This window comes from Pseudomonadales bacterium (genome assembly GCA_041395945.1).
GTDB lineage: Bacteria > Pseudomonadota > Gammaproteobacteria > Pseudomonadales > Azotimanducaceae > SZUA-309.
In genome coordinates this window covers 1662590-1688884 of the sequence record JAWKZN010000001.1, presented here as the reverse complement: position 1 = coordinate 1688884, position 26295 = coordinate 1662590, and the positions used below count along the sequence as shown (strand labels likewise).

Annotated in this window: 17 protein-coding genes; 8 read left to right on the top strand and 9 right to left on the bottom strand. The window is 62.4% G+C overall.

The window, feature by feature from the left end:
• Positions 1-342: 342 nt before the first annotated feature.
• From R3E82_07945 to R3E82_07935, 3 genes are all read right to left on the bottom strand, one after another.
• Positions 343-1737, bottom strand: coding sequence for an MATE family efflux transporter (locus tag R3E82_07945; GenBank protein ID MEZ5550803.1), 1395 nt, complete (start codon positions 1735-1737; stop codon positions 343-345).
• 10 nt (positions 1738-1747) lie between these two features.
• Complete coding sequence (locus tag R3E82_07940) at positions 1748-2953, bottom strand: CoA transferase (GenBank protein MEZ5550802.1); 1206 nt, start codon at positions 2951-2953, stop codon at positions 1748-1750.
• Between the two features lie 100 nt (positions 2954-3053).
• Entirely contained in the window at positions 3054-4145 is a 1092-nt protein-coding gene (locus tag R3E82_07935) for a hypothetical protein (protein ID MEZ5550801.1), read from the bottom strand.
• A gap of 115 nt (positions 4146-4260) precedes the next feature.
• On the opposite strand from R3E82_07935, the gene R3E82_07930 reads away from it, so the two are divergent.
• Positions 4261-5775: an AMP-binding protein gene (locus tag R3E82_07930; GenBank protein ID MEZ5550800.1), complete on the top strand. Its 1515-nt coding sequence runs from the start codon at positions 4261-4263 to the stop codon at positions 5773-5775.
• Between the two features lie 8 nt (positions 5776-5783).
• On the opposite strand, the gene R3E82_07925 is transcribed toward R3E82_07930, so the two are convergent.
• Both R3E82_07925 and R3E82_07920 read right to left on the bottom strand, forming a co-directional pair.
• On the bottom strand, positions 5784-7712 hold the full coding sequence (locus R3E82_07925; GenBank protein MEZ5550799.1) for an NAD(P)/FAD-dependent oxidoreductase: 1929 nt from the start codon (positions 7710-7712) through the stop codon (positions 5784-5786).
• Positions 7713-7762: 50 nt separating this feature from the next.
• On the bottom strand, positions 7763-8875 hold the full coding sequence (locus R3E82_07920) for a PQQ-dependent sugar dehydrogenase (GenBank protein MEZ5550798.1): 1113 nt from the start codon (positions 8873-8875) through the stop codon (positions 7763-7765).
• A 79-nt stretch (positions 8876-8954) separates the two neighbouring features.
• Between R3E82_07920 and R3E82_07915 the strand changes: the two genes are divergently transcribed.
• The gene (locus R3E82_07915) at positions 8955-10004 is read left to right on the top strand and encodes an Ldh family oxidoreductase (GenBank protein ID MEZ5550797.1); all 1050 of its coding nucleotides are present in this window, start codon (positions 8955-8957) and stop codon (positions 10002-10004) included.
• A 26-nt stretch (positions 10005-10030) separates the two neighbouring features.
• A complete protein-coding gene (locus R3E82_07910) occupies positions 10031-11227 on the top strand; it encodes a CoA transferase (GenBank protein MEZ5550796.1) in 1197 nt (398 codons plus the stop codon).
• A gap of 60 nt (positions 11228-11287) precedes the next feature.
• On the opposite strand, the gene R3E82_07905 is transcribed toward R3E82_07910, so the two are convergent.
• Positions 11288-13585 (bottom strand): tetratricopeptide repeat protein, encoded by a 2298-nt coding sequence (locus R3E82_07905; GenBank protein MEZ5550795.1) that lies wholly within the window; start codon positions 13583-13585, stop codon positions 11288-11290.
• 94 nt (positions 13586-13679) lie between these two features.
• Here R3E82_07905 and R3E82_07900 point away from each other — a divergent pair, with 94 nt between their 5' ends.
• The 3 genes from R3E82_07900 to R3E82_07890 all read left to right on the top strand — a co-directional run bounded on the left by R3E82_07900 (position 13680) and on the right by R3E82_07890 (position 16641).
• Positions 13680-14018, top strand: a complete 339-nt coding sequence (locus tag R3E82_07900; GenBank protein ID MEZ5550794.1) for a hypothetical protein — start codon at positions 13680-13682, stop codon at positions 14016-14018.
• Positions 14019-14101: 83 nt separating this feature from the next.
• Positions 14102-15178: an NAD-dependent epimerase/dehydratase family protein gene (locus tag R3E82_07895; protein MEZ5550793.1), complete on the top strand. Its 1077-nt coding sequence runs from the start codon at positions 14102-14104 to the stop codon at positions 15176-15178.
• Between the two features lie 5 nt (positions 15179-15183).
• Entirely contained in the window at positions 15184-16641 is a 1458-nt protein-coding gene (locus R3E82_07890; GenBank protein ID MEZ5550792.1) for an NAD-dependent succinate-semialdehyde dehydrogenase, read from the top strand.
• Here the strand turns inward: R3E82_07890 and R3E82_07885 are convergent.
• Positions 16607-18784, bottom strand: coding sequence for a PQQ-dependent sugar dehydrogenase (locus R3E82_07885; protein MEZ5550791.1), 2178 nt, complete (start codon positions 18782-18784; stop codon positions 16607-16609). The genes R3E82_07890 and R3E82_07885 overlap by 35 nt on opposite strands.
• A gap of 153 nt (positions 18785-18937) precedes the next feature.
• On the opposite strand from R3E82_07885, the gene R3E82_07880 reads away from it, so the two are divergent.
• Entirely contained in the window at positions 18938-19504 is a 567-nt protein-coding gene (locus tag R3E82_07880) for a hypothetical protein (protein ID MEZ5550790.1), read from the top strand.
• A 10-nt stretch (positions 19505-19514) separates the two neighbouring features.
• Here the strand turns inward: R3E82_07880 and R3E82_07875 are convergent, their stop codons facing one another.
• Complete coding sequence (locus R3E82_07875) at positions 19515-20360, bottom strand: fumarylacetoacetate hydrolase family protein (protein ID MEZ5550789.1); 846 nt, start codon at positions 20358-20360, stop codon at positions 19515-19517.
• A 243-nt stretch (positions 20361-20603) separates the two neighbouring features.
• On the opposite strand from R3E82_07875, the gene R3E82_07870 reads away from it, so the two are divergent.
• Positions 20604-23000 carry a M14 family zinc carboxypeptidase gene (locus R3E82_07870; protein ID MEZ5550788.1) on the top strand — a complete coding sequence of 799 codons (2397 nt, stop codon included), beginning with the start codon at positions 20604-20606 and terminating at the stop codon, positions 22998-23000.
• 199 nt (positions 23001-23199) lie between these two features.
• Here R3E82_07870 and R3E82_07865 read toward each other — a convergent pair whose 3' ends face one another.
• Positions 23200-26295, bottom strand: a complete 3096-nt coding sequence (locus R3E82_07865) for an efflux RND transporter permease subunit (protein ID MEZ5550787.1) — start codon at positions 26293-26295, stop codon at positions 23200-23202.

The following is a 26295-nucleotide window of genomic DNA, read 5'->3' as shown; positions in this document are numbered from 1 at the left end:
CTCGACAGCTCCGCTGTTCCCTCGCGCAGCTATTTGCCTCGCGGGAAGCCCGCGAGTCAAATAGCCTTACTCGGCCTCGCTACACGGCCCGGGTTCGCCCGTCCTCGCTCACGCCTGGTACATCTCTCCGAACTTCTTGATCGCGCTTCCGCCTGGTGATCGGAGTAGTCCTGCGTCTGTAGAAGCGGATCTGCGAATCCTGCATTGTGGGCGAGTCGTGCATGGAGTCGATACGCTGGTCTGGTCTCACAGCTCTGTCCCGGATCCACCCCAGCCACGAACTTCGCTCCGAAGACAGCTCTCTCCGAGCAGCAGCCAAGCGAGATCAACCTCCGGACTGTTTCACATATGCGAAAAGCGCGTAATCCTCTCGACGTTGCTGCTGGTGGAGCGCAGTCGCCAACCCATGCACAGCGCCACCAGTCCCAGTCCGATGGTCATGCCTGTCCAGAATCCGATCACTCCCATGGGCTCGAATCCCAGCAGGCCGAAACCCAGTACTGCACCCAGCGGCAGCGAAACTGCCCAGTAGCCGAGAATGAAAAACAGCATGGGTATCCGGGTGTCCTTGTAACCGCGCAGTGCGCCGACCAGAGTGCCCTGGGTGTCGTCGACGATCTGATAGATGGCAATCAGCAGCAGCACTGAGGAGGCCAGGGCCGCCACCGCAGGATCGGAGGTGTAGACGCTGATGATTTCATGGCGGGCCAGCACCAGGATCGCGCTGACGATCAGCGCGTAGACCAGAGAAACGCCGAAGGCCACCACCGCCACGTGACGGGCTGCGCCGAACTGATTTGCTCCGACAAAGTAACCGACGCGAATGCTCGCGGCCGCACCCAGCGACATGGGCAGCACGTAGGTCGCCCAGCCGACGTTACCGGCAATCGAGTGTGCGGCAATAGCTGTCACACCCAGGGATGCGATGAGGAAAGTCATCACCGAAAACACGGTCATCTCGAGGAAGACGGTTACCGCGATCGGCAGGCCGATTTTGAGGATGGACAGAAAAGCCGTCAGGCTCGGTGGTTCGAGGTGGCTGAGTACACCGGTTTCCCGGAAATAGCGGGCCCGCAGCAGCAGGCTCATGAGTGCCAGTTCGAACCACAGCACAATGGCGGTTGCCCAGGCACAGCCTTCGCCGCCCAGCTCCGGTGCGCCGAATTCACCATAGATGAAGGCATAGTTGAGCAGCGCGTTGAGTGGCAGCGCAGTGCCGGCGATGATCATCGGTGGCAGCGTCCGGCCGAGACCTTCGCTGCTGTGGCGCAGAGTCACGTAGAGCAGCATCGCAGGCACTCCCCAGGCCACCGCACTGAGATAGCGCCCGGCGACCGCCGCAGCGGCCGGGTCTGCGTCTGCCCAGACGAATATCGGGTCCGCATTTACCACCAGCAGGATGCACAACACCGATACGAACACAGCGAGCCACAGTCCCTGACGGATCTTCGCACCGGTGGCTGCCAGTTCACCTCTGCCGCGCAGCTGGGCGATGATCGGGGTCAGCGCCATGTTGAGTCCGGCAAAGAACATCATCACCGGCCACAGCACGTTGCTGCCGAGGGCAACACCGGCGAGATCGGTGGAGCTGTAGTGTCCGGCCATGGCCACGTCGAGAAAGCCCATCGCCATGATGCAGAACTGGGTGGCGGCCATGGGAGCGCCGAGCCGGAACAGGGCCAGCAGTTCGCCCCGGATACCCTGCCTGACGGCGGCGCCTGTCGTGAGAGCGCTCATGGCAGAGCTGTCAGATTGCGCCGCTGGTCCGGAAGGCGCGGATCTGCGCTTCGTCGAAACCGATTTCCTGCAGTACCGAATCCGTGTGCTCGCCCAGGCGCGGTGGCGGCAGTTTCGTCGCCGGTCCGTCGTCGTCCGCAATCCATCCGGAGCGGACCAGTTTCACACTGCCCCGAGTGCCGGTTGGATCCGGAAAGTCGATGAAGGCACCGCGGTGCGCAAACTGCGCATCAGCGAGCACCTCGGGATAAGCGCGGATCGACGCGGCCGGGACATTGGCGGTGGCGAATACATCCAGCCATGCCGATGTGGTATCACCGACCAGTGCGTCGGCAATCAGCGTGCGTGTTGCCTCATAGTGCTTTACCCGTGCCGGACCGGAAGCGAAACGCGGATCGCTCAGTGCATCTTCCCGGCCGATGCAGCGGAACAGTGCCGCAACCTGACCGTCGCGCAGGGCCAGTACATTCATGAAGCCATCCGCGGTTCTGAATGCATTCGCGGTGGGCTGACCGGTTGGCGAGCGGTTGCCGAGCAGTTCCGGCACGACTCCGTTGACCAGATAGTTACTGACCTGGGCTGTCTGCAGCACTATGGCGGTATCCATCATCGCGACATCGAGGAACTGACCGAGTCCGGTGGTGCGGCGGCGATAGAGGGCGGTTGCGATGGCGAAGGCGCTGTTGAGTGCGGTGGCCATGTCCACCGGCATATAACCGGTGCGGGTGGGGCCGGTTTCCGGATAGCCGGTGATTGCCATCATTCCGGAATCCGCCTGAATGGCGCCATCGTAGGCGGGCACTGCCGCTTTCGGACCGGACTGACCGTAACCCGAGATTGCGCAGTAAATGAGATCGGGGCGAATCCGGCGCAGCGCCTCGTAGCCGAAACCGAGCTTGTCCATCACCCCGGCCCGGAAATTCTCCACCACCACGTCAGCGCCGGAAACCAGCCGCTCCACAATGAGCTTCGCCTCGGGAGATTTCAGATTCAGGGTGATGCTGCGCTTGCCCAGGTTGCAGCTCAGGAAGGACGGCGACATCCCCGCACTGCGGTCTTCCCGGTCGTTCATCAGCCCCCGGGTCTGGTCGCCGATCTCGGGTTGCTCGATCTTGATGACATCGGCACCCAGCAGGGCCAGTTGCTGGGTGGCAAAAGGTCCTGCCAGTACCTGGGTGAAGTCGATGATACGGATGTCGCCGAATGCAGGGTTCATGAATCTGCCGGAAGTGAGGTTTGCGTGCGGTCCGAATGTACTAGGAATTTACGCCGACTGCTGCCCCGATCTGAGGATTCGCGCAGATCGTACCCATCCATCAGTCCAGCTGCCGGACCACGCGCAGGCGCCATAGCCCCACGGTGAAAAGCGGCAGCAGATAGACGAACAGGAAGCCCCAGGCCAGGGTGCCGTAACCCGAGGCGATCAGATCGACGATGCCGACCGAGGACAGAGTGCCTGAAAGTAACAGGATCGTGCCGGCAATCACCGCGTGATGACCGCGCCCGAGCACGACGCCTCGACGCTCGCGCCACCAGGTATCCAGCCGCTCGATGAATCCCTGTATGTTGCCTGCGCCGGTTTCGATGAAGGTGCCGAACAGCACGACCAGATAAGCCGTCTGCAGCACGGGCAGGGAGAGTTCGGCGAAGATCGAATACACGGGCAGCGCCTGATCGAGTATGCCCGGGTATGCACCAGCGAAGCTCAGATGAAACAGCATGGCGGGAATCATGGCCACCAGCCCGCCGATGAGACCGGCCGATATGGCCTGATTGCGGGACTCAATCGCACGGGCCGAATAAAGGATGATGGGGATGCCGGAGACGTTGTAGAACGCATACTGAAAGCCGCCCACCACCCAGTCGGCGCGCCAGTCGAAGCTGAAGGTCGGGATGATCTCGCCAACCGGATGGAGATTCATCACCGCAAGGAAATAGGCGATGAATACCGCGTACAGCAGCAGACTCCAGGAAGCCAGTATCCGGGTCACCCAGTCCCGGCCGAAGTAGTTGAGTGCCACCACTGCACCGAGCATGAAGACACCGCCGAAAATGGCAGGCAGTCCGAGTTCCGCTTCGATGATGCTGCCCGCCGCCGCGCCGATCACGGCGAGTACCACAATGAATATCAGCACGCTGAGAATTTCGAACAGAAACCAGCCCCTGCCCAGCAGCAGCTTGAAGAAGGTACGGTAGTCGTAGGCGGTGTAGCGCTGTGCTACCGCCAGGGTGGCGGCAAACACGATGGACATCGCCGCTGTGGCGAGAATCATCCCGGCAAAGCCGTTGCCCATGCCGAAGCGGGTGAAGAACTCCACCAGTTCCCGGCCGGTGCCGTAGCCGCCACCGATATTCACGGACTGCAGGATGGCGCCGGGCAGCAGGTAGATTTTCAGAATGCGCAACATGGGCGGCGATGCTAGGCGACCGGTGAGGTGCTGGCAAACACTCTCCCGGGTTTCGGGTGGGTTTGCCTGGCATTCCCATTCGAGCGACACTCCTGCCAACCGGGAGGAGAGAACGATGCATACATTCGCAGTACCCCTGCAGGCAGCACTCAGAATCGCAGCGGATAAAGTGGCGGTGATCGATGGTGACCGATCGATTACCTACGAAGAGCTGCACGAGCGTGTTCGCGCACTCACCGGTGGTCTGCGCGCGCTCGGTCTGCAGCGGGGTGATCGCGTGGCCATTCTTGCGGCAAACGGCCATCGCTACATCGAGACCTATGTCGGGGTGCCCGCCGCAGGTTTCGTGGTGGTACCGCTGAACACCCGCCATGCGGCTCCCGAACTCAAATATGCGCTGGAAGACTCCGGCGCGCGGGTACTCATCACTGACCGGGATCCGGGTGGCCTGGCGGGTGTGGTGGAACAGGTTGTGAGGATCCCGGATGGCTATGAGGGATTGCTGAACAAGGGCGAACCCATGGATCCGGGGGCCGGTGTGGTGGAGAGCGATCTCGCCGGGCTGTTTTACACCGGAGGCACCACGGGGAAGTCCAAAGGGGTGATGCTCAGCCACCGCAATCTGATCGCCAATACTTTTCAGTTCATGGTGGCAGTGCCACAGACCCGGGATGAGAAGGTTCTGGTGATGGCGCCCATGTTTCACGCGGCGGGTTCCAACGGTATTCTCGCCAACATCTGGACCGGAGGCACCCAGGTGCCCCTGGCGGTTTTTGATCCAGCAACGGCGCTGGATCTGATCGAGCAGCACGGCATCACCGAGACTCTGGGAGTGCCCACCATGCTGGCTGCCATTGCGGAAGAGCAGCTTGTGCGTCCCAGGAAAGTCGACAGCCTGCGCATCATGGCCCACGGCGGCTCACCGATCGCCACCGAAGTGCTGCGTCGCACCCACAAAGCTTTCCCCACCGCGGTACTCGTCGAAGTCTATGGGGCCACCGAACTCTCCCCGCTGTGCACGGTGCTGGTGGGCGAAGAGAAGCTGCTCGATTCTCCCGTCGTGCGCTCCTGCGGGCAGCCCGTCACCGGCGATCTCATCGACATCCTCAGTCTGGACGGTGAACCCGTGGCACCGGGGTCGGTCGGAGAAGTGGTGGTGCGGGGTGCGAATGTGATGATGGGCTACTGGAACAAACCCGAGCAGACCGCCGCGGTACTGAAAGACGGCGCCTACTGGACGGGCGATCTCGGCTATATGGACGCCGACGGCTATCTCTATCTTGTAGACCGCAGCAAGGACATGATCGTCTCCGGTGGCGAAAACGTGTACTCCACTGAAGTCGAAGAAGTGCTGTACCAGCATCCTGCGGTGCTCGAGGCCGCCGCATTCGGTGTGCCGGATGAGAAGTGGGGTGAAGCCGTGTGGGCGGTGGTGGTGCCCCGGGCAGAGCACAGCAACATCGATCCCAGAGAGATCATCAGCTTCTGCAGACAGCAGATCGCCGGTTACAAAGTGCCCAAAGGCATCGATCTGCGCAGCGAGCCGCTGCCGAAGTCAGGACCCGGGAAGGTGCTCAAGCGGGAACTGCGCGCACCCTACTGGGAGGGCAGGGACCGGTCAGTGAACTGATCCGCCGCTTAGGCGAAATCGAAGTCCGCCGGATCGGGCGATCTCGTGTTACGCCAGAAATCGAGCAGGGAAAAAGGCCAGTTCTGGGTCACCCGGCCTTTCTCATTCTTGTACCAGGTTGGCACATTGGCAGCACCCCAGGCCATGTTCAGATTGCCTTCGTCGATGCGCCTGTTATAGGCATCATGTACTTCCTGTCTGCAATCGAGTGACCGGCCTTTGCGCTCCAGCAGCAGCTTCAGGCAACCGAGGATGTAGCGGGCCTCGCATTCCGAGAAAAAAATGATGCTGCCGTTCACCACGATGTTGGTGTTCGGGCCATACATGCAGAACAGGTTCGGAAAACCCGGTATGGTGATTCCCAGATAGGCTCTCGGATCGCCGTCCCAGTGCTGCTGCAGATCCAGACCGTTACGCCCCCTGATTTCCATCGGCCAGAGAAAGCGGCTGGCGTGGAAGCCGGTGCCGTATATGATGACATCGCCTTCATGCCGGGTACCGTCTGCCATGACCACGCCGGTCTCGGTGATCTCGCTGATCTGATCGGTGATCAGGTGCACATTGTCTCTGCGCAGTGCGCGGATCCAGTTGCCGTTGTCGAACAGAATCCGTTTCGCCCCCGGCGGGTAGTCGGGAACCACCTTGGCCAGCAGGGCTTTGTCGTCGCCGCAGAGTTCTTCGAGTGACTCGGTGAAGAGCTGGCGGATTTCGTCATTCTTCTCGCTCACGGAGCGATCCTGATCGTTCCAGGCGGGATCCTTTGCCACGCCATCGAGAATGCCTTCCGCTGCACGCCAGAAGCTCGCGAAGCGGAACCACTTGGCGTAGTAGGGGATATGGTTGAGACACCAGTGTTTACCTGCCGGGACATCGTCGTGATATTCGGGCACCGGCGCCATCCAGTTGGCCGTGCGCTGAAAGATGGTGACTTCGGCTGCCGTTTTCGCGATTTCCGGTGCGAACTGGAATGCGCTTGCTCCGGTGCCGATGACGAGAATGCGCCTGCCGCTGAGATCGTGCTGGTGCTGCCACTCGGTGGAGTGGAAGGAAATGCCCTTGAATCGATCCTGACCGGGAATCGACGGCCATTTCGGACGGTTGAGCTGGCCCACGGCGTTGATGACGGCATTGGCTGTGAGGGTGTCCGTGTGTCCGTCCTTGCCCTGCACCTCCACCTGCCAGGTGCCGTCGGTATCGCTGTAGATACAGCGCTTCACTTCGGTGTTGAATCGCACCCGGGGTTTGATGCCGTAGTCGTCGGCACACTGATCGAAGTACTGACGCAGAACTTCCTGGCGTGAAAAGAACTGGGGCCAGTCGTTGGGTCGGAAACTGTAGGAGTAGATGTGGTTGGGGCTGTCGACCCGGCAGCCCGGATAGGTGTTCTGGTACCAGGTGCCGGCAACCTGGGGATGTTTTTCGACGATCTCGTAGGAGATGCCCGCCTGCTGCAGGCGAATGGCTGCGAGTATGCCCGACATGCCCGCGCCGATGATGACCACCTTGAAACTGCTGCGGTCAGCCTCGGGGATGCCGTCGAAGTCCGGCGGTGCATAAGGGTCGTCGCCGTCGAGCATGAGTTCGGCGTGCAGGAAGTCACCGTAGTCCGATGACACTTCGTGGCCGATCATGAAATTGACCATCTCACTCACCGCGGCCGGGTCCGGTGCCGGCGGGATCTGGTGGCCATTGTCCCGATAGGCGCGCAGGGCATCGAAAGCCAGGCGGCGTACGGTTGCCTGATCTTCCGGCGTGATGTTGCCCTGGGGGTCGCCGAAGAAACCGTTGTCCGGTCGAATATCGCCGCGCAGCAGGCTGACGTCGCCGGTGATGTGTACCAGCGCGCACATGAGTGAGGGAATGTGGGCCTCCTCCAGAGCACTCGCGATGTCGTTGTCGTCTCCGGGCAACGGGTCGAGGTGATCGAATGCGGCCATGATTCTCCCCTGGGTGCGGGTGCAGCGTGTTTATTAGCGCAGGTGCTCGCTCACTGCAACCTGTCCGCACGGGCAGGGGTCAGTTTCAGGAGACGCCCGCCGGCTTTATCTTCCAGCACCCAGATTGCGCCGTCCGGTCCCTGTTCGATTTCCCGGATGCGCCGGCCCATGGCGAAGCGTTCCACCTCCCGGGCGTCAGTGCCGTCGATGGCGACTCTGACCAGTGCTTCGGAAGACAGCCCGCCGAGAAAGGCGTTGCCCTGCCAGTCGGGAAACAGTGTGCCCGAATAGATCATCAGTCCCGCCGGAGAGATGGCGGGTACCCAGAATACCCGGGGTGCTTCGAACTCAGGGCGGGTGTGGTGATCGGGAATGTCTTTGCCGTCGTAGTGGTCGCCGTTGGAGACGATGGGGTAGCCATAGTTTTTTCCCCGCAGCACCAGATTCAGTTCGTCGCCGTGCCTGGGTCCCATCTCCTGATTCCACAATCGGCCCTGTGCATCGAAGGCAAGGCCGAGGGGATTGCGATGCCCGAGGCTCCAGACCTCCGCCGCGATTCCCCCCTCATCCGCGAACGGATTGTCCTCCGGCACGGTGCCGTCATCGTGCAGACGGAGGATCTTGCCGAGATTCTGCTCGAGATCCTGGGCCGGAGTGAATTTCTGCCGGTCTCCTGAGCTGATGAACAGGTAACCGTCCGGGGAGAAGGCCAGGCGATGGCCGTAATGACCGCGCCCGGAAACCTTGGGTACCTGGCGCCAGATCACCTGGAGATCCTCGAGCCGGCCGCCGGTCGCATCCGGAATCAGGCGTCCCCGGGCGACCGCGGCACCGCGTACATCCCCGTTGCCGGCTTCGGCATAGCTGATATAAATCAATCTGTTACGAGTGAATTCTGGGTGCAGAATCACATCTCCCAGGCCGCCCTGACCGCCGTAATCGACTTCGGGGATTCCGCTCACAGGCGCGGATTTCACACCTTCCGGGGTAACGATGAGCAGACGTCCCGGTTTTTCAGTCACCAGCAGACGACCGTCGGGGAGAAAACTCATCGCCCAGCCTTCGTCGAATTCGGTGATGACGGTGGTGTCGTAAGCGTCCACCGAGGCGGACTGGCAACCGGCGAGCAGGCTGAGCAGTAACAGGGTAAGAAAACGTTTCATTCCGGATCCGTAGGTACAGGGTGACCGACAGGGTATACCGGCGGTGGGCTGTTACAAGCCGCCCGTTTAGACTCTGCCCATGCCCGCACGCTTTGACCCAGACCAGCTCACCGGATTCGTCGCCGCGCTGTTCGAAAATCACGGGGTTCCCGGTGCGCAGGCGAAGGTGCTGGCGCGGGGATTTCTCGAAGCGGATCTGCTGGGTTTCGACACCCATGGGCTTGCCCGGGTGCCGGCGAACCTGGAGTGGCTCGAGCAGGGCCTGACCCGCAGCGACGTGGCCCCGCTTGTGATTTCAGAACGTGCCGCGGTCGCCTGCTGGGATGCCGGATGCCTGCCCGGACCCTGGGTCATGCATCTGGCCGTGCAGCATGCGATGTCCCGGGCGGTGGCAACCGGCAGCTTCACGCTCACGCTGCGTCACTGCCAGCACATCGCCTGTCTTGCGGCCGCTCTGGTGCCGGTCGTCGAAACCGGTCTGGTGGGCCTGGTGATGGCCAGTTCGCCGGATGAAACTTATGTGAGTCCTTTCGGTGGCAGCGGCCGGCTGTTTTCCAACAATCCTATCGCCTTCGCTGCGCCGACCTCCCGCGAGCCGCTGCTGTTTGATATCAGCATGGCGATAACCGCCGGCGGACGGGTTGCCCGTGCGCAAAAAGAGGGTGTGCGATTATCCGAGGCCGCGCTCAAATCCACCGGCGGCCAGGTCAGCGATGATCCCGAGGTGTTTGCGGCAGGGGGTACGGTAATGCCGATCGGCGGCACCGGCCATGGCCACAAAGGCCATGCACTCACGCTCATGACCGAAGCGCTCACCCAGGCCCTTTCCGGTCATGGCCGGGCCGACTCCAGCGGCGATTCCGAAGAGAACAGCGTGTTTCTGCAGGTGCTGGATCCTGAGGCGTTCGGTCCCCGGGAAGACTATCTGCGGCAGATGGATCATCTGGTGGGGATCGTCGCCGCAAGCCCGGCGGATCGGGTAGATGAGCCGGTGCGCGTGCCCGGCCAGGGTGCCTGGCGCAAACGGACCCGGCAGCTGCGTGATGGAGTGATACTGTATCCCGGTGTTTTCGAATCGCTGCTACCCTGGGCGGAAGCAGACGGTATCAGACCACCGACGCCGCTGTGATCTGTACTGTTTAAGGAGAGGCATTCATGGACCAGCTGCTGACAGGCCTGAAGGTAATCGATGCCGCATCCTTCCTCGCCGGGCCGGGTGCGGCGACCGTGCTGGGTGATTACGGCGCGGATGTGATCAAGGTGGAGCCACCCGGCGGTGACGGCTATCGCACCCTCTCCGCGCCCTACCGGGTGGACTACAACTGGATGCTGACCTCCCGCAACAAGCGCAGCATCGCCATCGATCTCACCCAGGTTGCCGGGCAGGCAGTACTGCAGAAACTCCTCGGCGACGCCGATGTCTTTGTCGTGAACTACTTCGATGATCAGCTTGCCCGGTTCGGTATCGACTACGAACGGGTACGCACGCTCAATCCCGGCATCATCTTTGCGCGTCTGTCTGCCTATGGCAGCCGCGGTCCGGAAGCGGACAAGCGCGGCTTCGACTCCACAGGCTGGTGGGCGCGCACCGGCATGATGGACCTGGTGCGGGATCAGGGTCAGGCGCCGGTGATGGGAGCGCCCGGCTTCGGCGATCACTCCAGTGCCATGTCGCTGTTCGGCGCCATCATGCTGGGTCTGTATCGGCGTGAGCGCACGGGTGAAGACTGTTTTGTGGAAACCTCGCTGCTCGCCAATGGTGTCTGGGCGAACGGCATGCAGGTGCAGGGCGCGATCGCCGGATTCGATCTGGGCCGTCTGCGCCAGGAGAAAGGGCTGCAGAACCCCTTCACTTCGGTCTTCGCGACCGGTGATGGACGCCATGTTCTGCTTGCGGTAATCAATGTCATGAAGGAGTGGCCGCGCTTGTGCCGTGCACTGGACCGGGAGCAATGGCTCGGCGATGAACGTTTCGCCGATTTCCGGACCCTGATGCGCCACCGACTGGCACTCAAGGCGCTGATGGCCGACGTTTTCGCGGCACTGAGTCTTGCTGAGGTTCGTGCCCGTCTGGAAGCGGAGCAGGTAACCTTCAGTGTGGTGCAGAATCTCGACGAAGTGATAGAAGATCCCCAGGCCCGGGCCGCGGGCGTTGTCGTGGAAACCGGGTCCGAAGACCCGGATTACCGCTTGACCGTGGCGAGTCCCATCGAGATGCGCGGGGTTGCCAAACGGGCGCCGGGGGGTGCACCGGCCGTCGGTGAACACTCGATCGAGATACTTCGGGCCCTGGGCCACACGGCCGAGGAAATCGCCCAGCTGCTCGAACAGGGTGCCGTTGTCGGGACCTGACGGCTGCCTCATTCGCAGCACCCCGTCCGGTAGCGATCACCGGGCCGGCTTTCCGGCCGGTCAGCGGGTCGGCTGCTGCGCCAGCTGCTGGCGGAAGCGTCGCAACTGCTCATCGTCCGGACGCAGCTGCAGCAGACGATCGAGATGGACCAGCGCCTGCTGAAAGCGTCCCTGATCACGCAGTGTGGTGGCTGCTGCGAAAAGGATTTCCTCGTTCTCCGGAAAACGCACCAGCAGTGCTTCGAGTTGTTCGATGGTGCCCTCTGGGTTACCGGCCGCACTCAGCGCGAGGGCATGGGCATAGCCGTAGGTCGGGGTATCCGGCGCCAGTGCGGCGGCTCTGGCCAGATAGTCGACGCTGTCCGCGCTGCGACCCTGGCGGGTGAGCCAGAGTCCGTAACCGAAGCTGGCCTCCGGGGAATCCGGCGCGATTTTCAGGGCGGCTTGGTAAGCACCGCCGGCCTGCGCTTCGCGGCCGCTCGCCCGGTACAGGTCGGCGAGATTGAGCCAGCCGGGCACCCAGCTCGGCTGCAGGGCAAGCGCTTCATTCAGGGTCGCTTCCGCTGCCGCCGCATCCCCCAGCGCCACCTCGGCAGCCGCGATGTTGGTGAGCGTCTCCGGAAAATCCCGGTTGAAAGCCTGTTCCGAGAGAAAGGTCGGCAGATAGGCTCTGAGTCTCGCCGCATAAGCGGGATCCGCACCGGCGATGGGTAACAGGTTGTTGAACGCCTGATACCTGACTGCACGCAATTCATCATCGAGCAGGGGAGAGATCAGTCGCCAGCGGGTCCGGGGACTGAGACTCGCCGCCGCCTGGGGGGCTGCGAAACGCAGCAGAGGCTCTGTGGAACGGGAGAGGCTGATGGCGTCGATCACATAGCCCCGCGAGTAGCGACCGAGCAGGCCCAGCGCGCTGGCCCGCACCATGATCGGCTGGGTGGTGTCCGCGACCAGTGCGGCCAGTTCTCCTCCCGCCTGGGATTCGCCGCGCTGCGCTGCGGCGAAAGTTTCGGCGAAATGGCTGGCCCGGGTGGGGCCGAAGCGCGCAGAGATTTCCGCTGCCGCCCAGCCCGGCGAGCGATCCTCATGGCAGCCGGTGCAGACGTCAGGCACACCAAGGGTCCCTGCCAGATCCGGGCGGGGGCGCCGGAAGCTGTGATCCCGACGTTCGTCGACGCCCATGTAGGTGACAGCCGGCATGTGGCAGGACACACAGCGCGCGCCCGCGCTGTCCGTTTCATGGAAGTGGTGCGACGGATCGTCGTAGATTTTCTTTGTAAGTGTTTGAAATTGCTCATTTCCTGAGCTCTGGTGGCACTGGGTGCAGACGGCGTTGCCAGGAAATCTCAGTTTGCCGCTGTGCGGCTCATGACAGTGACTGCACTGCACACCGGCGCGATGCATGGGGCTCTGCAGGAAGGATCCGTATTCATAAACCTCGTCGAGAATCTGCCCGTCCACATGGTAGAGGCCCGCCCGCAGCAGTGAGGGGGCGTAGTGATCGAAGAAGTCCGTGGCGGGTGTGAAGCCTTCGGCCAGCTGACTGCGCCGGGAGTGGCACGGGGCGCAGACATTGATCTGTTCATCCTGACGATCGAGGCCGGAGAGGGGGTACGCCTGAGGGGTTGCAGCGTGCAGCGATCCGGCGCCATGGCAGGCCTCGCAGCCCACATCTTCAACCTCAAACGATGTGCTGTAGGCGCGGGCTTCCGGATCGTAGTTTTTCTGCACAGCGGTGGAATGGCAGTCGGCACACTGGGCATTCCAGCTGTTGGCGCGTCCGTTCCAGTGCATGGGATCGCCAGGCGGGCTTGCACCCGGATAGAGCTCGTACCAGCGCTGCCCGCCGGCACTTTCGGGCCGGCTGTCCCAGGGTGTTGGAAAAGTCTGCAGGCGGCCGTCTGCAGCCTCAACCACATACTGCTGCAATGGCTCGACTCCGAAGGTGAAGCGCACGGGCAGTGGCGGCTCGTCCACAGCAGGCCGGATGGTGTAACCGTCAGCATCCTGGATGAAGTGCACGCCGTTGAATTCATCGTCGAAGGGGGCCAGCACCGTCTCCGGTGTGCTGATCTGCAATGCCAGATCGTGATGGGAACCTGACCAGGCCGCATGCTCCCGGGCATGACAGTCCGCGCAGGCGGTGCTGCCGATGTAGGTGGCCGCCTCTGCGGTCGCAGAGGTGCTGGACTCTGACCCCGCACCTGCGGCGGACTCTCCAGGCGGTTGCAGGGTCGCTGCGCTGTCAGCTGTGTCCGTGCAGCCGGCGAGCAGCGCCGGGATCAGCACCAGCCATCGCAGCAGATGTCTTGAGAAGCATTGCGCTCGAAGTAATCGGGAGGTGGTCGTCTCGCTCATGCAGCGCGAGCATAGCAGGCAGATCAGGATCCGGTATCCACCTCCGGGTCCGGCATCGCTTGTGCTCGATTGCAGCGACGGGTAGCTTCGCGCCATGGGAAGACTGGATGAAGAATTCGACGAACTCGGCGACGCGGTACGCGCCCTCATCGGTCTGCTGGAAGAAGTGGCGCCGGTCGCCGGGGGGCAGGAAAAATTCTGGCTGACCTATCTGCGCCGGGGATTGATGCAGATAGACGAGCACAAACTGGCGGGTGCGACCGCCGTGCTCGGCTGCTTCGGCGGAGAAGATACTTTTTCGGATCTGGTGATCGGCCGCGACCTGGAGGTGAGTGAGCCTCTGCGGTTCCGTAACCTCAATGCCCGGCTCGTAGAGTTGCGTAACCGGACCTTTGATACGGCCAGCGCGATCGCCTCCCGGCGCAGCTGGTAAGCGAAAGCCTGCGGATTCCCTCCCCAGGATCATGCTCAGAATGTAGCATGGTCCCCCGATAGCAGTCAGAAGAGAGCCCTGAGATGGCACCAGTTCCAAAAGGCGGCACCATTGCTGTGACCGGCGCTGCCGGATTCATTGGCGGCTGGGTGGTGAAAAACCTGCTCGATCGTGGCTACAGAGTGCGCGCCTGTGTGCGGGATGCAAACGATGCCGTGAAGACGACGTTTCTCAGGGAAATGCCCGGACACGCCTCGGGACGGCTTACCCTGCACTCCGCCGATCTCGATGTGGACGGCTGTTTCGATGAGATCTTCAAGGGCTGCCATGGGGTGGCTCACGTCTCCCATGTGAGCAACTACAACGATCAGGATTATGTGAAACGGGTGTGTGAGCACATCATCGCCAGTGTGAATGCCTCGGAGACGGTCACCCGGGTGATCGTCACGTCCAGTACTGCCGCGGTGATCTCCGAGGCGGACATGCAGGAGCTGGTGCGTCGGCCTGTATGTTATGAAGACCGCTATCCGGACGAGCAGAATCCGAAGCGACGTCCCGAGCGGGGTCAGGGGTATTCCATGAGCAAGGTGCTCGCCGAGCGGGTGTTTGCGCAAGCTGCCGCTGCGCACGGACGGTGGGATGCCATCACCCTGTGTCCGGCGGACAACGTGGGTCCCATTCTCTCCGCGCACCAGAGGGAAAAGGGGTCCTGGCAGCACAACATCGAAACGATGCTGCTCGGCGAGTATTACCAGAACGGCGCCTACCGGCCCTGGATGGTTGTGGACGTGCGGGACAACGCGGACTGCCACATCGGTCTGCTGGAGAGCACCGAGGTGCACAACGGCGAGCGCTACATCGCCTGGTCCACCGAAAAGCGCAATGTCGAAGACATCTGCGCGGACATCGACCGGCTGCTGCCCGAGCTCGGTCATGCCACTCCGGCGGTGACCGATCCCTTTCCCGACCGGATCAAGGCCCGTGAAGCGGAACTGCGCGCGATCTGGGCGGGCTGTGAACTGCGCAACGATCGTATCCGCGCGGTGGTGCCCATCCGCTTTCGTCCGCTGGATCAGTCCCTGCGCGACTGTGTGGAGTCGCTGCTTGCGGTGGCCAGGGTCAAACCCGTTCTCAAACCCGGTTTTGGAGGAAATGCGTGATGGCTCTGCGTCTGGAAGATTCTGCGCTGCTGCGCACTCAGGCCTATGTGGACGGCCAGTGGATTGACGCGGATTCCGGTGGCACGAGTGCGGTCACCAATCCGGCCAATGGCGCCACACTGGCAGAGATTGCCCGCTGCGGCACGGCGGAAACCCGCCGCGCGATCGAAGCCGCCGAGCGCGCGCTGCCTGCCTGGCGTGCCCGCACCGCCAAAGATCGTGCCGGACTGCTGCGCAAGCTTTTCGATCTCATGATGGCTCATCAGGAGGATCTGGCGAAGATCATGACCGCCGAGCAGGGCAAGCCACTGGCGGAGTCCCGCGGTGAAATCGCCTATGGCGCCAACTTCATCGAGTGGTTTGCCGAGGAAGCCAAGCGCGTCTACGGCGACACCATTCCCGGTCCCTCACCGGACAAACGCATCGTCTGCATCAAGCAGCCGGTCGGTGTGGTCGGCTGCATCACGCCCTGGAATTTTCCGAACGCCATGCTCACCCGGAAGATCGCGCCAGCGCTGGCCTCGGGCTGCACAGTCGTCTGCAAGCCGGCCAATGCGACCCCGCTTTCCGCCTTCGCCATTGCGGAACTCGCCCATCGCGCCGGCATTCCGGCAGGTGTCATCAACATTCTCGCCGGCAACACGGCCGAAATCGGCGCAGAACTGACCGGCAATCCCATCGTGCGCAAGGTCACCTTCACCGGATCGACCGAGGTCGGTAAGCAGCTGATTCAGGAGTGTGCGGCAACCGTGAAGCGCACGTCGATGGAACTCGGCGGCAATGCCCCCTTCATCGTCTTCGACGATGCGGATCTCGCTGCGGCAGTGGCCGGGGCGATGGCTTCGAAGTATCGCAATGCCGGACAGACGTGCGTGTGCGCCAACCGCATGCTGGTCCAGGCGGGTGTGTACGACGCCTTTGCCGAAAAACTCACTGCCGCGGTGCGCAAGCTTGTCGTCGGCGATGGCATGGACCAGAAAACCACGGTTGGCCCCCTCATCGATAGGAAAGCGGCGGACTCGGTGATCGCCATGATCGATGATGCCGTGACCCGGGGCGGCAGGGTGGCCATCGGCGGTAAACGTGCGGCGAATGGTGAAGCCTTTGTCGAGCCGACGGTGATCACCGGGGTCACCCGGGAGATGCGTGTATTCCGCGAGGAAATCTTCGGACCCGTGGCACCCCTGGTGCGTTTCGAGACCGAGGCGGAGGCCATCGAAATGGCCAACGACACCGAGTTTGGTCTCGCCGCCTATTTCTACTCCCGGGACGTGGGCCGCATCTGGCGGGTAGCCGAAGGGCTCGACTATGGCATCGTCGGCATCAACGAAGGCCTGATCTCCAACGAGGCCGCCCCCTTCGGTGGCATGAAAGAATCCGGCAACGGCCGGGAAGGCTCCAAGTACGGCATGGACGAGTACCTGGAGATCAAGTACCTGTGTCTGGGGGGGATTGACCGCTGAGCAGGGTGGGAGAGGGCACCATGCGCACGATCTGCCCGCCCGAGTTGTGTTCGAGCAGCAGGTAGATCAGTCCGTCCGCACCGACTTCGATGTCCCGGAAGCGCACCAGGTCTTTCAGCAGCGGTTCCGTATGAACGACCGTGTTGTCCTCGATTTCCATCCGGTAGAGGGTGCGGCCTTTCAGTGAACCCACGATGAGGTCGCCCTGCCAGCCCGGGAACCGGTTGCCTGCATAGAAGATGAAGCTGGAGACCGCCGGAGACGGGGACAGGTCGACGACCGGCTGGTCGATGTCTCTGAGATCAAACTCGATGCCGAGATCCTTTCCGTAGTCGACCGGGCTGCCGTCGTAGTTCAGACCTCTGGAGGTCAGCGGCCAGCCATAGTTGTGGCCGGGCAGAAGGCGGTTTACCTCGTCGCCGCCGCGGGGTCCCATTTCGGTCCCCCAGAGTTCGCCTGTTGCCTGACGGTATTCCAGCCCCTGGGGGCTGCGGTGTCCGTAGCTCCAGATGCTTTTCATCGCACCCGGGGTGTCCATGAAGGGGTTGTCGAGAGGGATCGTCCCGTCATCGTTCACACGATGGATTTTGCCCCAGGGTGTGGCGAGATCCTGGATGCCGGTGTGATTGTCGATACCTTTCACGCCGACACTGAAGAATACGTGGCCGTGTCCGTCGAAACTGATACGGCCCCCTGCACCGATGTCGGGTACCGAGCCGTAATACTGGATGGGTGACTGCCAGATCACTTCCTCATCGAGCCACTCACCGTCGGCGATCCTGCCGCGGATGAGCTTGTTCATGGACACCGGAGTACCGGCGGCGCGGCCGATGTCATTGCAGTCACTGCAGCGGTCACCGTAGAGCAGATAGATCCAGCCGTTGTCCAGGTAGTCGGGATGCGTGGCGACATCGAGCATCCAGCCGTAACCCCACTCCTGTTTTATCGCGATGGTGTAGGTGTCGTCGTAGGCTTTCGGGGCGCCTTCGATCAACGGCGACTGCTCTCCTGAGGTGGAGATGATACTCAGACCGCGTTTTTTCTCTGTGAGCAGAATTCGGCCATCGGGGAGGGGGGCGATCGAGAAGGGCAGTGGATCCAGACCGGAGATCACCATTTCCAGCGTGAACGCATGGCGTTCCGATTCGATGACACCTGCGGGCACGGTGAAGGCGGTGTCGTAATTGAAGTCGGTGTAGCTGAAACCGGATCTGGTCTCGGAAATGTACAGGGCCAGACTCTTGATCTGTGACTCGCTCAAGCTCTGTGCCCATTCGGGCATGCCCTTCAGGGGAAAGCCTTTTGAGATGCTCAGGATGAGCGCGTCGATGCTGTCGCCGTGAATCAGGTCGACACCGACCAGGGGTGTGCCCTGTGCTTCACCCTGCAGTCTGTCACCATGACAGACAGCACACTGGACCTGGTAGAGATCCGCGTAGTCGGAGAGCCGGGACTGCAGCACTTCATTCTGCTCAGAGGCTGCGGATGAAACGCCAGGCGTTGCGGATTCATTCAGCGCGGCGTAGTCCCGTGCCCCCTGTACGATGGCGCGTACACAGTCCGCCGGGGTGGTGCCGCCGTCGAAAAAGCCCAGGCAGGGTCCGGTGAACACCTCCGGACGATTGTCCGCCAGCCAGACGAGCATTTCGTCGAATACTTCAGGATCGTCGCCTTCGAATGTCACGGCGCGGATTTCCCCTGCACTCAGGCCGAGCGTGAAGGTATCCGTGGCCACATAACCCAGGGCGCCGCCAAGATCGTCGGTCACCGTGATGGCGCAGGTGATCTTTGCCAGCTCTGCATTTCCTGCATCTGCAGCAGGCTGGCAGGGTCTGCGGGTTTGAATTGTGTAGTTGCCGGCTTCGGCCCAGGCCTGATAGTAAAGAAGTCGCGTGGCGTCGCCGGGTGCGTTGATGGCAGCCTGGAGACGTTGCGGATTCCAGGAGTAGAAGGCGTCGATGAAGGCTTCCGCTGAACGCAGGTCCGCACCTTCGATTGTGGTGACCGCCTGGCCCGAAGCAGGTCCCGGCGCGGTGTCGGCATTCAGGGTGGCTGTCGACATCGCGCAGCTGAGGATGAGACCGCTGAGCGTGATGGCATGACGTGCGTGTTGCAATCCCGATGTCAGACTTCCCTTTATCACCCGCTCCTCCCAGGATCGTGCTGCCGGCGGGAGGCCCGCCGATGGGGGGACAGTGTGTTGGAACCGAAGCAATCACACAACTCGATGGCAACCGGCTCGAAGGCACTCCACTCAGCCGCACCTGGTTCAACAGTTACAGGCGACCGAAGTGGTTTGCCCCGGTGGCTGTCGATCGGTTTGCAGCCACTGATTCTGGTCAGTGTCCTGGCCTTCTGGTATTTCAATCGGGATCTGCCGGCCATTTATCCCCTGGTCGTCGTGAGTGTGCAGCTGCTGCTGGGAATTCTGGAGCACGGGTACCCGGCGCGCCGTGACTGGATGCAACCTGCCCGGGAAAAACGGACCAACATTTCGATCGTGGTGGTGATCTCGATCGGCACCCTTATGGTTGCGCTCTGGTACAGCGCCCTGCTGGCAGCGCCGCTTTCCTCTGTGCGGGAGGCGCTGCATCTGGATATCTGGCCGCTCGTGTGGCGGGCGTCCGGTCACGGCGCTCATCACTCATTCAAACGTCCGGGCGCGATCAACTTCGGGGCCAATCATCCGCTGGAGATGTTCCTGCTGGTGCTGCCTTCGGCCATTGTCTGGGACCGTCTGTTCGGAACTTCTGCAGAGGGCCCGATCTTTGAAGCCGGTACCGGGCCGACGGAACCGAGCCTGTGGGCAAAAGTGATGATGCCCTTCAGGGAACCCCGGGATACGGCGATCGCACCTCGGTGACGCCAGGTGGTTAGGCGTTGTCGACTGCGGGTTCGTCGATGACCGGATTCTTCAGCGTGCCGATCTCCGGTGCGGAAATTTCGACGACATCTCCGGATGCGAGAAACAGGGACAGTTCCCGGTCCGCACCCGACCCTGCAGGAGAGCCGGTTGAGATCACATCGCCGGGTTTCAGCCGGATGAAAGTGGAGAGATAGCTCACCAGATAGCGGAAATCGAACAGCAGGCGGGCGGTTGAGTCCCGCTGGCGTTCCTCACCGTTCACCGAGCAGCTGAATTCCAGATTCTCCGGGTCCTGCAGTGCGTCCAGGGTTACAAACCAGGGTCCGATTGCGCCGCTGTGTTCGAAGTTCTTACCCTGGGTGACGTTGCGCGCGCTGTGGCGGAGCCAGTCCCGCACGGTGCCATCGTTCATCAGGGTGACGCCGGCGATGTGATCGAGCGCGCGCTCCGGTGCGATCCGGCGTCCTTCGGTGCCGATCACAAGGGCGATTTCCGCCTCGTAGTCGAGCTGGGTCGATTCCGGTGGTCGCCACAGAGGCGCTCCATGACCGACCAGCGAGTCCCGTGTGCGCAGAAATATACTGGGATACCTGGGCTCACCGTCGGCGCGTCCCGGATAGTTGAGGCCCACGCAGAGGATTTTTTCGGGATCCGGAATCGGTGGCAGAAATTCAATTTCCTTCAGGGCGTAGTCGGCGGATGTTTCGGCGGCGATGTCGATCGCGCGGGTCAGTGCACCCGCCAGCAGGACCTGGCGCAGTCCTTCATATTGCGGCATATGTCTGCCGAGATCTACTACCCGGTTTTCAACCAGCGCGCCGAATCCGGTCTTTTGTCCAACTCGAAAACTCAAGAATCGCACACTTGCTCCCCCGAACAGGTGCCGGCGCGCACGTGTGTGACACGCTGTGCTGTTTGACCACCGGCTGGTGGGTGGTGAGAATCCCCCACCGGCACGGGCAAGTCAAACAGCGTCGACAACCGTCAGCCGGCATAAGCACAGCGCAGGAACGCCACACTGAAATCTATCCCTCACCGCTCGCAGAAGTCTGCCAGCGGGTTTCCAGGCCGATACCGTTTCCCATCCGGCAGGGTCGTGCTGCTGCTGCTGTGGGTGCTGCCGCTGTCTGCAGAAAGCCAGGATGCACGAACGGGAATTGAGGAGCTGCTGCCGCCGTCGGCCCTTGCCTTCGATCCGGGCGTGCCGCGACCGGAGTCCGTGCTGGGCTTTCCGGCAGGATCCAGGATCGCGCAGCAGGACCGGCTGGTCGCCTGGTTTGAAGCTCTGGCCGCGGCATCTGACCGGGTATCGGTGCGCCATCTCGGCGACACCCACGAAGGTCGCCGACAGATCACAGTGGTGATCTCCTCCCCGCGTCATCAGTTTGATCTCGAACACCAGCGTCACAGGCACCTCGATGGCGAACGGGGCGCTCCGCTGGTGACCTGGCACGGCTTTGGTGTGCACGGTAACGAGTCTGCCGGTCCGCAGGCGGCCATGCTGCTGGCCTGGTATCTGGCGGCGAGTCGGGATGCGGCAATCGCAGACATGCTCGATCGGGTGATCGTTCTGATTGACCCGCTCCAGAATCCGGACGGCTACGTACGCTTCTCACGCTGGCTGGATCTGCCGGGCAACCCGCCCGCGCTCACACTCCTCAAGGCCCTGCCCGAACCCTGGCCTGGCGGGCGCACGAATCACTACCTTGCGGATCTGGACTCGGACTGGCTGCTTCTGCAGCAGCCGGAGTCGCGCAACCGGATGAAGCTGCTGCAGGCCTTCCGGCCGCATGTCATGACAGATCATCATGAGACCGGAGATCCTGCCGGACATTGCAAAGTTGCGGAATGTACCTCTCTCCTGCGCCCGAACCCATCCAGACCGGACGATCCCGCACACTGGCTTGCTGAGCGTCTGGGTGCCCAGGTGCAGGGTGCGGGGTCAGTACACCCGCCGCTGCTGCTCGCTGCAGATACTCTACCGTGGGCCGAATTGTCAGGCGTGGTGGGTCTGCGGCTGACACAGATTGCTGCAGCGGATGCCGTGAGTGAGGTGGAGCTGATCCGCGGTCACCTGCACGCCGCGCTGGGCGTGCTCGAAGGTGCGGTGGAATTCGAGCAGGCGCTGAAGACATTTCGCGATGCGCACCGGGACGGCACGCTGGCCGCACCTGCCGGACCGGCGGGCTGGCTGATCGGTGGCGGACCGGACACCAGTCGCAGCACGGCACTGCTCGAGGTGCTCGCCGGTCAGTCTCTCACCGTATTCGGACTGCTCGATGCCATGGACCGGGATGGCAGGCGTTACGTACCCGGTGCTGCCTGGGTGGTCCCCGCACTCGGACCCGGCGCCGGGATGACCCGGGCCATCCTCGGCGAAACACCGGGCTCCGTGGCCCTGGCGCAGGCGATGGGCCTGTCGAGCCTTGCACTGGATGAGCTGCCTGCCGGTCTCGACAGCAGCGCGCGGGTGGATCGGGCATCCGGCAGGCGTGGATCCCGGGAGGCGGCAGCCTGGATTCTGCCCTGGAACGATTTCTACGCACCGGCGGTACTGAATCGGCTGGCCGGCGCCGGGGTCGGGGTGCGGGTTGTAACAGCACCGCTGACCCTGGGCAGTGGCGATGACAGGGATGAGATCGGGCCGGGCGCAATCGCCATCCGCCGGGTGGATGTGCCCAGGCTGCGGATACCGGCGGTCACCTTCCTCGACCGGATCATCCGCAGCGAAGTGCCGCTGCTGGGACTGGATCACCTGCCCGACCAGTCCGGGCAGCCATCCTGGCTGCCTCTGCAGCCGGTGCGAATCGGTCTGCTCGAGGGAGACGGGATCGATACGGCCTCTGCCGGTTCCCTGGCCTTTCTGCTGGAGCATCGCCTCGGCTTCTCGGTAACTGCCATCCGACCTCTGGGTTTGAGTGCAGACCTGCTCGGCAGCTTTACGCACCTGGTGATGCCCGCAGGGGACTATCAGCAGATCCCGTCCCCGGTCAGTGGCGCGCTGGGGGACTGGGTGCGACACGGTGGTGTGCTGATCACCCTGGCGGGTGCGACAACCTGGGTGCTGGCGGAATCCTGGCCCTGGTCAGCACCGCCCGGTCTGCAGGGGCTCGGTGTGGGCGGCGCGCAGGGAGCACTGATGGTCCAGTCCTCCCGACGTGATCTGCGTATCACCGGACAGCACCCGCTTGGTTTCGGCCTGCCTGCCGAAATCAGGCTGCCCCCGGGCGACTGGCCCGATCTGGCCGTCGCCAGTGAAGGAGCGGCCGAGGCGGTTGCCCACTATGTCGATGGCGGTACTGCCATCGTTGAACTGGGTGTCGGGCGCGGCGTGGTGCTCGCATTCGCCGGTGATCCGATGCGTCGCGGTATCTGGCTCACCGGAGAGCGGCTGATCAGCAATGCCGTGAGTTTCGGTGAAATCCTCCGCCGTCCGGCTGCAGAAATACCGGGTGCGCCGGCCGAACTGCTGACCTTGGCAGGGTCCCGCTAGCTGTTTGCGGAGCGTATGCCGATGCTGGGGTGGCGAGGGGGGGGTGTGGCGGACCTACGCTCGGGCCCTCCGGGCTTTCCTCGATCGGCGGAGTTGCCTCGCGCAAAGCCGCGAGTCAATCCACCTCACTCGACCACGCTTTGATCAATCTCTTCCCAAGCTTCTCAGCAGTACACCTGAGTCCTGTGGCGGATGCCAATCAGAGGGTGCCACCCAGCTCTTCCAGCTCCCGGGCAATGGCCTTCGGTGAGCCGCTGTTCTTCGCGAGCAGCTGATAGAAGGCGGGAACCACAAAAAGGGTGAGCAGTGTCGCCAGGGACACGCCGGCAAATATCACGATGCCGAGTACGTTGCGGCCGGACGATCCCGCACCGCTGGCGACAATGAGGGGTATCGATCCGATCACCGTGGAAATGGTTGTCATGAGCACCGGCCGCAGGCGGATCCCGGCAGCTTCCAGTATGGCCTCCTGGAAATCCCGACCGGCGTCCCGCAACTGATTGATGAACTCCACGATCAGCACTCCGTTCTTCGCCGCGATGCCGATGAGCATCACCATGCCGATCTGACTGTAAATGTTCAGGGTCGACCCGGTCGCGTAGAGTCCGAAAAGCGCGCCTGCCACCGCCATGGGTACCGACAGCAGAATGACGAAGGGGTGAATGAAGCTCTCGAACTGGGCGGCAAGCACGAGAAACACGATGAGCAAGGCAATCGTGAAAGTGAAGAGCAGGCTGCCGCTCGCCTCTTTGTATTCCAGGGACTCGCCCTTGTAGTCGATCTGGGCAAACTCGGGCAACTCGGTGGCTACCGTATCTTCGAGAAATTTCAGCGCGTCCCCGAGTGCGTAGCCCTCAGCGAGGTTGGCGGTGAGCGTGACCGCACGTAACCGGTTGTAGCGATTCAGGCTGGCTGGACCTGCGGTCTCTGCCATGTAGATGAGGTTCGACAGGGGAATGAGTTCGCCGGAAGATTCGGAGCGCACATAGATGTTCTGCAGATCCCGCTCGGTCGCGCGCTGGTCTTCAGCCGCCTGCAGGATCACATCGTATTCCTCGCCATCCTGGACATAGGTGGTGACCCGCTGCTCGCTCATCATCGCTGCCAGCGTACGTCCCACGTTCTGTACGGAAATACCGAGGGCGGCTGCGCGGTTCTTATCCACACGCACAGACACCTGGGGCTGGGTCTCCTTGAGATCACTGTCGATGCGTTCCAGTCCAGGATAGCCTTCCGCCCGCTCGATGAGGATGTCACGCCATTCGGCAAGGGTTTCGAAGTTCGGTCCGCCGATCACGAACTGCACGGGACGGTCACCGCCCCCCTTCGACAGTCCAGAACGGACGAAGGCGAAGGCGCGAACAGAAGGGATCGTCTGCCAGTCCGCCATGACCCGGTCTACCGCCTGCTGGGTGGTCAGGGTGCGTTCGTCCCATGGAGCCATGCTGACGATGAGTATGCCCGTGCTGGTGGCGGTGTCCCCGAAGCCCGGCACCCGGGACACCACCCGGGATACCTCGCCTTCTGCATAGAGCTGCATCAGGGGTGCTTCGAGCCGCTCCATCAGGCTGAGCATGCGACTGATGCTGGTGCCTTCCGCGGCCTGAGCCCGGGCGAAGAATCCGCCCTGATCTTCCTGCGGGGCGTATTCCTGGGGTACGTTTTTTGCCAGCCACCAGGTCGCGCCCAGCACCAGACCGGTCGCCACCACCGCCAGCCAGCTGTGGCGGAGGAAACGTTGCAGCAGGTACTGGTAGAGGGCTTCGAAGCGGGTGAAGTTGCGATCCACCTGTCGGGTGAATGCATTGCCGCGGTGTTTGCGGGACAGCAGTTTTGCACACATCACCGGAGTGAGTGTCAGTGCCAGCACACTGGAAAAAATTACCGCAGCACTGATGGTGACTGCGAGTTCCCGGAAGATCACCCCCATGTTGTCTTCAAGGAAGATGATCGGCGTGAACACGGCGACCAGCACTGCGGTCGTGGCGATTACCGCGAAGGCAACCTGCCGAGCGCCATTGTAGGCGGCGAGTAAGGGCGGCTCTCCTTTTTCGATACGGCGGTAGATGTTCTCCAGCACCACGATGGCGTCATCGACCACCAGCCCGATGCACAGCACGAGCGCGAGCAGGGTGATGAGATTCACCGAATAGCCGAACAAAGCCAGGGCGATGAAAGAGGAAACCAGGCAAACGGGAATTGTGATCGCCGGGATCAGCATGGTACGCAGGGTGCCCAGGAAGGCCAGGATCACGAAACTCACCAGCACCGTGGTGGCACCAATGGTCTGATACACCGCATCGATGGCTTCGCGAATGAACAGGGAGTCGTCCTGGCTGGGGATGAGAGACATGTGCGCAGGCAGAGTTTCCTGTACGCGGACGATTTCAGCTTTGACTGCTTCCAGCATCTCCAGGGTGTTGGCAGTGGACTGCTTGCTGATGCGCAGCCCCACTGTGGCCTGCTGATTGGAACGGAAGGTCTCCCGGGTGTTGCGGGGGGCGAGTTCGACTTTTGCGACCTCACCGAGCCGGATGAGGTGACCGTCCCGACCCTGACCGATGACCAGTGCCCGGAAGTCTTCCGGTGTCTGATAACTGCGTTCCAGCCGCAGCCGCATTTCCAGTGACTCGCTTTCCAGTCTGCCGGCGGGCAGCTCGACGTTTTCCCGGCGCAGGGCGTTTTCGATGTCGGTCACGGTGAGGTTGCGGGCAGCCAGCGCCAGCCGATCGAGCCAGATGCGCATCGACGGCCGGGCACCGCCACTGATATCGATGTTGGCCACTCCGGGAATCACCGAGAAGCGGTCGGCGATGTAGCGTTCCACGTAGTCGTGGAGATCCATCATCGGCATCGAGGTGCTGGAAACGTTCATGTACATCACCGGCCGGGCGTCCGAGTCCGCCTTGGCAACGATGGGCGGGTCCACGTCCTGGGGCAGGCGTCCGAGCACCCGGGACACCCGATCCCGGACGTCGTTGGCGGCCTCGTCGATTTCCCGGTCGAGTTCGAACTCGATGTTGATCGATGACGCTTCATCCCGGCTCGACGAGCGGATGTTCTTGATGCCTTCGATGCCGCTGATCTGATCTTCGATCACCTGAGTAATGCGGGTTTCGATGACATCCGCCGAAGCACCCACGTAGTTGGTGTAGATCGATACGATGGGTGCGCTGATGTCCGGGTACTCACGCAGGGGCAGATAGTTGAAAGACAGTGCGCCGAAGGCCACCAGCATCAGACTGATGACTGTGGCGAATACCGGACGTTTGACAGAAATGTCAGACAACCACAT